Source organism: Martelella sp., from assembly GCF_984369615.1.
Window position 1 is genome coordinate 1 of the sequence record NZ_CFHTCS010000183.1, and the last position, 8,713, is coordinate 8,713.

Consider the following 8,713-nt stretch of genomic DNA (forward strand, 5'->3'; position numbering starts at 1 on the left):
GAGAAGTAATACCCGGAGGGGGCGCAAAATATTGCGCCCCCGCCCGAACAGACTGCCGGAGCTATGTTTGATGCCTGAACACCATACCGTTGCCGAAGCCTTTCGCGAGGCTTTTCGTTGTCATCCCGCAGGCGTTGCGGTGATTACCGCCGATCCCGGCGATCAGCCGGTGGCGATGACCGTGTCTTCGCTGATTTCCGTCAGCGCGTCGCCGCCGACCATCGCCTTTTCGCTTTCGGCGCGATCGCGGTCCACGGCAACGGTGTTGCAGGCGGAAACCGTGGTTGTCCATATGTTGCGCTATCCGGATCTGGAACTGGCCCGGCTGGGGGCCACGCCCGGCGCCGACCGCTTCGGTCCGGGCATCGCCTGGACACGGCTTCCGACCGGCGAGCCGCGTTACACCAATGTTTCGACATGGTTCAGGGCGCGCATCAGCGGAACGCTTGCGGTCGAGGGCGCAACGCTGGTAGCCGCGGAACTGATCGAAGGGGCGACCGCCGATCTCGCCGCGCCCGAACGCGAGTCGCTCGTCTACCTGGATCGCCGCTGGCACCGGCTGCGCGAGGACAGCAGCGGCGTGGCCAGTCTCGCTCTGCTGGACGAGGAATATCGCGACGTTTTCCGCTGAAGCACGCGGCGATGTCGCCGGAATATAGCACAACCGCGGACCGGGGCTGTCGGAGGGGCGGTTTATAACCCGAAGCGATATTTTTGCGCAACTATCCGATCATGCCGCCGGAAAGACAGGTCTAAGGTGGCGCGAGGAGGAAACCAGCCCGGGCAACTGCAGCAGAAGCGCGGAAACGAGGCTGGTGAATGGAGGGGAAGAGGATCATGGCAATCCTTTCCGTAAAGGGAATGTCCAAAAGCTTCGGCGCGCTGAAGGTCGCCGACGACGTCAGTTTCGCGCTTGCCGAAGGCGAGGCGCTGGGCATCATCGGCCCGAACGGCGCGGGAAAGTCCACGCTTTTCAACCTCATCACCGGCAATCTGCGGCCGGACGGCGGGCAGGTGATGCTGGGTGACCGCGATGTCACCCGGGAGAGCCCGATGCAGCGCTGCATCAGCGGAATCGGCCGGTCGTTCCAGATCCCGCAGCCTTTCGACCATCTGTCGGTCTATGAGAACCTGCTCGTGGCCGCGCGCTTCGGCGGAGCCGTGGGCGCATCCGAGGCGCCGGGATTGTGCATGTCGATTCTGGCGCGGACGGGGCTGGAGCAACTGGCCCTCCACAAGGCCGGCACCCTGCCGCTGCTGAGCCGCAAACGGCTGGAACTGGCGCGCGCGCTCGCCACCCGGCCGCGCGTTATCCTGCTGGACGAGATCGCCGGCGGGCTGACCGATGGGGAGTGCGCGGAACTGGTGACCACGATCCGCGCAATCCACGCCGAGGGCACCGCCATTCTCTGGATCGAGCATGTCCTGCATGCATTGAACGCGGTGGTGACGCGGCTGATGGTCCTGAACTTCGGTCGCATGCTGATGATCGGCGATCCGGAAGAGGTGATGGCCGCGCCCGAGGTGCGCGAAGTCTATCTGGGGATCGAGGCATGAGCGCGCTTCTGGACATTCGCGATCTGACCGCCCATTACGGCGACTTCCAGGCCCTGTTCGGCATTGACCTGACGCTGAATGAGGGCGAGACGCTGGCGATCATCGGGGCAAATGGCGCCGGCAAGACCACGCTGATGCGCGCCATCACCGGCATCGCCCGGGTGACGGCGGGCACGGCCACCCTGAACGGCGCACGCATCGACCGGCTCACCGCGCCCGACATTCTGCGCGCCGGCATCAGCATGGTGCCGGAGGGGCGACGACTTTTCCCCAGCCTCACCGTCGAGGAGAACCTTCTGATCGGCGCCCATGTCCGCAAGGGCAATGCCTTCTGGAACCTTTCGCGCGTTTTCGAACTCTTCCCGGTCCTGGCTGAGCGCCGCGGCCAGCCCGCCACCGCATTATCCGGCGGTCAGCAGCAAATGGTCGCCATCGGACGGGCGCTGATGTCGAACCCGTCCGTGCTCCTGTGCGACGAACTGAGCCTGGGCCTTGCGCCCGTCGTCATCCGCGAGATCTACGCCGCCTTCCCGACGATCCGCGAGAGCGGAACCGCGATCATCGTGGTCGAGCAGGACATCGGCCAGGCGCTAAAGATCGCCGATGGCGTCCATTGCATGATGGAAGGCCGCATCACGCTGTCGGGCCCCCCTTGCGAACTCTCGCGCGATGCCATCCACGACGCCTATTTCGGGATCAGTCACGCATGATATGGCTTGAAACACTCATTCAGGGCTTGCTGCTCGGCGGATTGTACGCCCTGTTCGCCGCGGGGCTCAGCCTCGTCTTCGGCATTATGCGCCTGGTCAATCTGGCCCATGGCGATCTGATCGTGCTGGCCGCCTATCTGATCCTCGGCATCGGCACGGCCATGGGGCTGAACCCGTTCATCGCCGCGCTGATTGCCATGCCCATCATGTTCGTCCTCGGCTATGTGCTGCAGACCGTGCTTTTGAACCGCGTGCTGGGCGAGGACATCCTGCCGCCGCTGCTGGTCACCTTCGGGCTGTCCGTCGTCATCCAGAACGCGTTGCTGCAGCAGTTTACCGCCGACAGCCGCAAATTGCCGGTCGGTCCCATCGAGGCGCAGTCGCTGTCTTTCGGGTCGGTCAATGTCGGCATCATGCCACTGATCACCTTCGCCTCGGCCATACTGGTGATCCTCTGCCTGAACCGGATCTTCTACCGGACGGCGCTTGGCAGGGCGTTCCGGGCCACGTCCGATGATCCGGTGACGGTTCAGCTTATGGGAATCCGGCCAAGTCGCATTTTCGCGGTGGCGACGGGCATTGCCATGGTCGTCGCCACCATCGCCGCGCTGTATCTGGGCGCGCGCGCCAATTTCGATCCGTCCATCGGTCCCGCCCGCCTTCTCTATGCCTTCGAGGCGGTTATCATCGGCGGGCTCGGGAGCCTGTGGGGCACGCTGATCGGCGGGCTGGTCATCGGCGTTGCGCAGGCCTTCGGCGCGGCGCTGAACCCGCAATGGCAGATCCTGGCGGGCCATGTCGCCTTTGTTGTCGTGCTGCTGTTGCGGCCGCGCGGGCTGTTTCCGCGCGCCTATGATTGAGGACCGGCCATGAGAAAACCCCTGGAACTCCTCTTCGTTGCCATCCTCGTCGCCATCATGGCGATCATCCCGCTGTTCGGCCTGCGCGCGCTGGTGCAGGACCTGTTCATGGTGTTGTGCCTGCTGGTCCTGGCATTGAACTGGAACATGCTTGCCGGCTTTGCCGGCCTCGTCTCCGTCGGCCAGCAGCTTTTCGTCGGCGTCGGCGCCTATTCGATGTTCGCAGCCGTTATTCTGTGGGGGATTGATCCCCTGACCGGCGCGGTGATCGGCGGCGTGGTCGCCATGGCGCTGTCGGTCCCGGTCGCCTTCTTCACGTTTCGTCTGAACGGCGCCTATTTCGCCATCGCGACATGGGCGGTTGCCGAAATCGGCCGGCTTTCCATCGGCCAGTGGCGCGCGCTTGGCGGCGGCACGGGCACCGCGCTGCCGCGCGGGGCCGCGCGCGATATGCCCGGCGTTCAGCTCCTGCGCGATGTTCTCGACATTTCGGGCGCGGCGGCCGTCGATGTGCTGACCTACTGGCTGGCGCTGGGGCTGGTCGTGGTGATGCTGGTCGCCAGCTGGCTGTTCCTGCGCTCGCGCATGGGGCTCGGCCTGCAGGCCATGCGCGACAATCCCGTCGCGGCCCGTTCCGTCGGCGTCGATGCCGTGCGCCTCAAGGCGCTGGTCTTCCTGTTGACCGCGTTTGGCACCGGACTTTGCGGCGCGCTGATCTTCATACAGACCGGACGCATTGCGCCCGACGCCGCGTTTTCCGTGATCGACTGGACGGCCTTCGTCATTTTCATTGTCGTCATTGGCGGTATCGGCACCTTGCCTGGCCCGATCGTCGGCGTGCTGGTCTTTTACGGGCTGCAAAGGCTGCTTTCCGACTACGGCACGGTCTATCTGATCGTTCTGGGCGTGATCGGCATCGCGATCATGCTGTTCGAAAAGAGGGGATTGTGGGGCGGCCTGATTCAACGGACCGGTTTCGACCTACTGCCGCTTGAACACATCCCGCCAGGACCCGGTCCCGATAAACGCACAACAACCTGATGCGCCCGAGGAGGAGCAACGCATGAGCTATTTCAACGAAACGACGTCAGCCGACACGGTCAACGCCCGCATGGGGCCTGAAACCGACCCGCGTCTTGCCGAAGTCATGACATGTCTCGTTCGCCACATTCATGACTTTGCCAAGGAAATCCAGCTGACGCAGGACGAGTGGGAGTATGCGATCGCCTTTCTGACCAAAACCGGCCAGATGTGCTCGCAGGAGCGGCAGGAATTCATTCTGCTGTCGGACGTTCTGGGCGTTTCCATGCTGGTCGACGCGATCAACAACCGGCGTCCCGAAGGCGCGACCGAGAACACCGTTTTCGGGCCGTTCCATGTCGACGGGGCGCCGATCCGGCAGATGGGCGACAATATCTCCCTGGACGGCAAGGGTGAAAGCTGCCTGTTCGAGGGCCGGGTGCTGGACCGCGACGGCCATCCGATCGAAGGCGCGACGGTGGACGTCTGGTCGGACAATGCCGAGGGCTATTATGACGTTCAGCAGCCGGGCATTCAGCCGAAATGGAACAATCGCGGACGGTTCATCACCGGGGCGGACGGCCGCTACAGCTTCGTCGGCATCAAGCCGGTCAGCTATCCGATCCCTGACGACGGGCCGGTGGGACAGATGCTCGGCCATCTCGGCCGCCACCCCTACCGCCCCGCGCATATGCACTATCTCGTCACCGCGCCGGGCTATCAGAAACTGGTGACACACACCTTTGTCGGCGGTGACGAATATCTGGAATCCGACGCGGTGTTCGGCGTCAAGAAATCGCTGATTGCGCCGTATGAGAGGGTTGAAGGCAGCACCACGCAATGGCGCTCTCCATTCGACTTCGTCCTCGTATCATTGTGAGGTCTGAATGCCCAACGTCAAAATATTCGTCGACGAGGCGCTCTACAACGCGGCACAGGAGAACCTGGTCGCGTTGCTGCCTGATCTGCGGATAGCGCTGTGTTCACTGCTCTCGGTCGACAATGCCGCCTGTCATCTGGCCATGCTTCCGGTTCTTGGCCTGTCCGATCAGCCGCAGGTCAGCGTCGAGCTCAATCTGTTGGCGCGGCCGGACCGGACCCGGGAGAAGGTCGCCGAAATTGCCGGAAAGCTTCGCGAAAAGGTCGGCAATGCCACGGGCCAGCCTGTGGCGGTGCGCATCTCCATGCTGGACCCGGAGACCTATGTCGCGCTGAAATGACCTTTGCGCTTCAGCGCCGCCGGTGGGTCACCTGTTCCTCATGATCCATACTGGCCTGCAGGCGCTGGGCCTCGATATGCAGGAATTCGATGAACTGCCGGGCTGCGGGCGGTCTCTGTCTTTCGATCATGGTCAGAACGCCGAGCTGGCGGTCGGGATGGTCGATTTTCAACGGCAGCACGGCCAGAGGGATGGTGCGGCGGTTTTGGAAAACCACGGAATAGGGCAGAATGGTCAGGGAGTCCGATCCCATCAGCAGCGACTGGATCGAGGCGAGCGTTCCGCCGGAGAAATTGATCATGAAATCCTTTTGCCCGATCGATTTCAGCGCCCGTTCGAGATCGCGGTAAAGCGGGCTGTTGGCGGGCGGAGCGATCCAAGGATAGCGGGCGACGGCGTCAAGCGTGATGCCCTTGACCCGCGTCAGGGGATGGTCCGCGCGGCAGGCGACCACGTTCCTGCCCGAAAGCAGCGGCAAAAAATCCATATCCGCAGGCACCTGCCGCGGATGAAGCGGCAGAATGGCGATATCGAGACCGCCATTGCGCAATCCGACGGAAAGGCTGTCCAGGTAACCGTAGGACTGGTCGATATACACATCCGAATGACGCGACTGAAATTCGGCGATCATGACCGCCACGACGCCGTCGGTGAAGATCGGCGATCCGCCGACGCGCAGCCTGCCGGCCAGACCCTGGCGGAAGCGCCGGACCAGAAGGCTGGCTTCCTGGTTGGCGCTGCGGATGCGGCTGCCCAGCCGCGCGAGACTGGCGCCCAGTTCGGTGGCGCGCAATGGCCTGCGCCCGGGCTCGAACAGCGGCATTCCGATCCTCTTCTCCAGCAGGGCCATGCTGCGCGAGACCGAAGGCTGCGACTTGCCGAGCTCATCCGCGCCTTCGGTCAAGCCGCCCTTTTCGACGATCGCCGCCAAGATCTCGAGATGCTCGCTGTCTATTTTCATAACCAAAAGCAATATAATATTCCGATCATCCGATCAATATCTCCGTTTGATTACGCTATTGTGATTTCCAGTCTTCACAGGAGGGAGGAGCCTTTGTCTTTTTTTCGCGAGCAATTCACCGCGCGCAGCGCGGCCGTGCGCGTTCGTTTCGGCGCCGGCGTGCGCAAATGCCTCGCCGAGGAGCTGGAGACGCTGGGCGCGCGCCGCGCATTAATCCTGACGACGCCCCAGCAGGCGGACCTGGCCGATGCCTTTGCCGAATACTGCGGAGCGCGCGCCGCCGGCGCCTATACCAATGCGACGATGCACACGCCGGTCGACGTCTCGGATGAGGCGGCCAGCCGCGCCGCGGAGCTGGGCGCGGATATGCTCGTTTCCGTCGGCGGCGGCTCGACGATCGGGCTCGGCAAGGCGATCGCTCTCAGAACCGGCCTGCCCCAGATCGTCGTGCCGACCACTTATGCCGGATCGGAGGCGACGCCCATTCTCGGCCAGACCGAAAATGGCCTGAAGACCACCCAGACCAATGCGAAGGTGCAGCCCGGCACCATTCTTTACGACGCGGAACTGGTCACGACCCTGCCGGTCGAGATGACGGTCACCTCCGCGCTCAACGCAATGGCGCACGCTGCCGAAGGGCTCTACGCGCGTGACCGCTCCCCCCTTTCCTCGCTGATGGCCGTCGAGGGATTGCGCGCCTTCCGCGACAGTCTGCCGAACGTTCTGGCCGCACCGACCGATGTGGCTTCGCGCGGGGAAACCCTCTACGGGGCATGGCTTTGCGGCACGGTGCTGGGACAGGTGGGCATGGCGCTGCATCACAAGCTCTGCCACACGCTGGGCGGAAGCTTCAACCTGCCCCACGCGGAGACGCATGCGATCATCCTGCCGCATGCCCTGGCCTATAATGCTGTCGCCGTGCCAGAACTGCTGGCGCCGGCGGCAGAGCTTTTCGGCGACGACAATCCGGGCAGGGGACTTTATCGCTTTGCCAGGGAGATCGGCGCCCCTCTGGCCCTGCGCGATCTGGGGATGAGCGAGGCCGATCTCGACAAGGCGGCGGAACTGGCTGTCGCCAATGCCTACTGGAACCCGCGTCCTGTTGAACGGGACGCGATCCGGGCACTGCTGCAGGCGGCCTGGAGCGGGGACATGCCGGCCTTTTAATATTTCGGCGGCATTGTCCGCCTTGTTCTGTTCTTGGGAGGAGACCTTATGCCAGACATCACCACCGATGTATTGATCATTGGCACCGGCCCTGCGGGCTCGGCCACCGCCGCCTTGCTTTCGACCTACGGCATCGAAAACATGGCGGTGAACCGCTATCGCTGGCTTGCCAACACGCCGCGCGCGCATATCACCAATCAGCGCGCCATGGAGGTGCTGCGCGACCTCGGTCGCGAGGTCGAGGACGAAGCCTATCTGTTCGCCACCCACCAGGCCTTGATGGGCGAGAATATCTTCTGCGAAAGCCTTGCCGGCGAGGAAATCGGCCGGATGAAGGCCTGGGGCAATCACCCGCTCTCCAAGGCCGAGCATCTCATGTCTTCGCCCACGAAGATGAACGACCTGCCGCAGACCTTCATGGAACCGCTGCTGTTCAAAACCGCATGCGCGCGCGGAACCCAGGCGCGGATGTCGACGGAATACCTGCGCCACCAGCAGGACGCCGACGGCGTCACCACAACCTGTCTGGACCGGCTGACGCAAAAGGAATTCACCATCCGCTCGAAATATCTGATCGGCGCGGATGGCGGCAAGTCCCTGGTCGCGGAGCATGAAAACCTGCCCTTCGAGGGCAGGATGGGCGTCGGCGGCTCGATGAACATCCTGTTCAAGGCCGATCTGACGAAATATGTCGCCCATCGCCCGTCCGTGCTTTACTGGGTGATGCAGCCGGGCGCCGATGTCGGCGGCATCGGCATGGGTCTGGTCCGCATGGTGCGGCCATGGAACGAATGGCTGATCGTCTGGGGTTACGACATCAACGGTCCCGAGCCCGAGGTTACGCCGGAGTTCGCCACCGGCGTCGCGCGGCAGCTGATCGGCGATCCGGATCTTGAGATCGAGCTCCTCTCGGCCAACACGTGGACGGTGAACAATTTCTACGCCACGAAAACGGCGAGCGGGCGCGTGTTCTGCATGGGCGACGCAATTCACCGCCACCCGCCCTCGAACGGACTTGGGTCCAACACCTCGATCCAGGATGCCTTCAACCTCGCCTGGAAACTGGCGATGGTTCTGAAGGGGCAGGCGGGCGAGCATCTGCTCGACAGCTACGACGCCGAGCGGGCGCCCGTCGCCAAGCAGATCGTCACCCGGGCAAACCAGTCGATCGCCGAAACCGGCCCGATCTTCGCAGCCCTCGGCATGGCCGAAGGGGTG

Annotated in this window: 10 protein-coding genes; 9 read left to right on the forward strand and 1 reads right to left on the reverse strand. The window is 63.6% G+C overall.

Features of this window, described 5'->3' with window-relative positions; all coding sequences use genetic code 11:
• The first annotated feature begins 70 nt into the window (after positions 1-70).
• The 7 genes from AC5DC2_RS14495 to AC5DC2_RS14525 all read left to right on the forward strand — a co-directional run bounded on the left by AC5DC2_RS14495 (position 71) and on the right by AC5DC2_RS14525 (position 5,367).
• The gene (locus AC5DC2_RS14495; protein WP_491698980.1) at positions 71-631 is read left to right on the forward strand and encodes a flavin reductase family protein; all 561 of its coding nucleotides are present in this window, start codon (positions 71-73) and stop codon (positions 629-631) included.
• A gap of 206 nt (positions 632-837) precedes the next feature.
• The gene (locus AC5DC2_RS14500; protein ID WP_491698981.1) at positions 838-1,557 is read left to right on the forward strand and encodes an ABC transporter ATP-binding protein; all 720 of its coding nucleotides are present in this window, start codon (positions 838-840) and stop codon (positions 1,555-1,557) included.
• Entirely contained in the window at positions 1,554-2,267 is a 714-nt protein-coding gene (locus tag AC5DC2_RS14505; protein WP_024707910.1) for an ABC transporter ATP-binding protein, read from the forward strand. Before AC5DC2_RS14500 ends, AC5DC2_RS14505 begins: the two co-directional genes overlap by 4 nt.
• Complete coding sequence (locus AC5DC2_RS14510; protein ID WP_024707911.1) at positions 2,264-3,127, forward strand: branched-chain amino acid ABC transporter permease; 864 nt, start codon at positions 2,264-2,266, stop codon at positions 3,125-3,127. Before AC5DC2_RS14505 ends, AC5DC2_RS14510 begins: the two co-directional genes overlap by 4 nt.
• A 9-nt stretch (positions 3,128-3,136) precedes the next feature.
• Entirely contained in the window at positions 3,137-4,168 is a 1,032-nt protein-coding gene (locus AC5DC2_RS14515) for a branched-chain amino acid ABC transporter permease (protein WP_024707912.1), read from the forward strand.
• Between the two features lie 22 nt (positions 4,169-4,190).
• Complete coding sequence (locus AC5DC2_RS14520) at positions 4,191-5,027, forward strand: intradiol ring-cleavage dioxygenase (protein ID WP_024707913.1); 837 nt, start codon at positions 4,191-4,193, stop codon at positions 5,025-5,027.
• Positions 5,028-5,034: 7 nt separating this feature from the next.
• Positions 5,035-5,367, forward strand: a complete 333-nt coding sequence (locus AC5DC2_RS14525) for a hypothetical protein (protein WP_024707914.1) — start codon at positions 5,035-5,037, stop codon at positions 5,365-5,367.
• 10 nt (positions 5,368-5,377) lie between these two features.
• Here AC5DC2_RS14525 and AC5DC2_RS14530 read toward each other — a convergent pair whose 3' ends face one another.
• Positions 5,378-6,328 (reverse strand): LysR family transcriptional regulator, encoded by a 951-nt coding sequence (locus AC5DC2_RS14530; protein ID WP_024707915.1) that lies wholly within the window; start codon positions 6,326-6,328, stop codon positions 5,378-5,380.
• A 93-nt stretch (positions 6,329-6,421) separates the two neighbouring features.
• Here AC5DC2_RS14530 and AC5DC2_RS14535 point away from each other — a divergent pair, with 93 nt between their 5' ends.
• Both AC5DC2_RS14535 and AC5DC2_RS14540 read left to right on the forward strand, forming a co-directional pair.
• Positions 6,422-7,495, forward strand: coding sequence for a maleylacetate reductase (locus AC5DC2_RS14535; protein ID WP_024707916.1), 1,074 nt, complete (start codon positions 6,422-6,424; stop codon positions 7,493-7,495).
• Positions 7,496-7,543: 48 nt separating this feature from the next.
• Positions 7,544-8,713 (forward strand): FAD-dependent oxidoreductase (locus tag AC5DC2_RS14540; RefSeq protein WP_491698982.1); only part of this gene is annotated, 1,170 nt, incomplete at its 3' end.

Coding starts and splice junctions, on each gene's coding strand:
- AC5DC2_RS14495 (WP_491698980.1), top strand. CDS start 71: ATGCCTGAACACCATACCGTTGCCGAAGCCTTTCGCGAGGCTTTTCGT.
- AC5DC2_RS14500 (WP_491698981.1), top strand. CDS start 838: ATGGCAATCCTTTCCGTAAAGGGAATGTCCAAAAGCTTCGGCGCGCTG.
- AC5DC2_RS14505 (WP_024707910.1), top strand. CDS start 1,554: ATGAGCGCGCTTCTGGACATTCGCGATCTGACCGCCCATTACGGCGAC.
- AC5DC2_RS14510 (WP_024707911.1), top strand. CDS start 2,264: ATGATATGGCTTGAAACACTCATTCAGGGCTTGCTGCTCGGCGGATTG.
- AC5DC2_RS14515 (WP_024707912.1), top strand. CDS start 3,137: ATGAGAAAACCCCTGGAACTCCTCTTCGTTGCCATCCTCGTCGCCATC.
- AC5DC2_RS14520 (WP_024707913.1), top strand. CDS start 4,191: ATGAGCTATTTCAACGAAACGACGTCAGCCGACACGGTCAACGCCCGC.
- AC5DC2_RS14525 (WP_024707914.1), top strand. CDS start 5,035: ATGCCCAACGTCAAAATATTCGTCGACGAGGCGCTCTACAACGCGGCA.
- AC5DC2_RS14530 (WP_024707915.1), bottom strand. CDS start 6,328: ATGAAAATAGACAGCGAGCATCTCGAGATCTTGGCGGCGATCGTCGAA.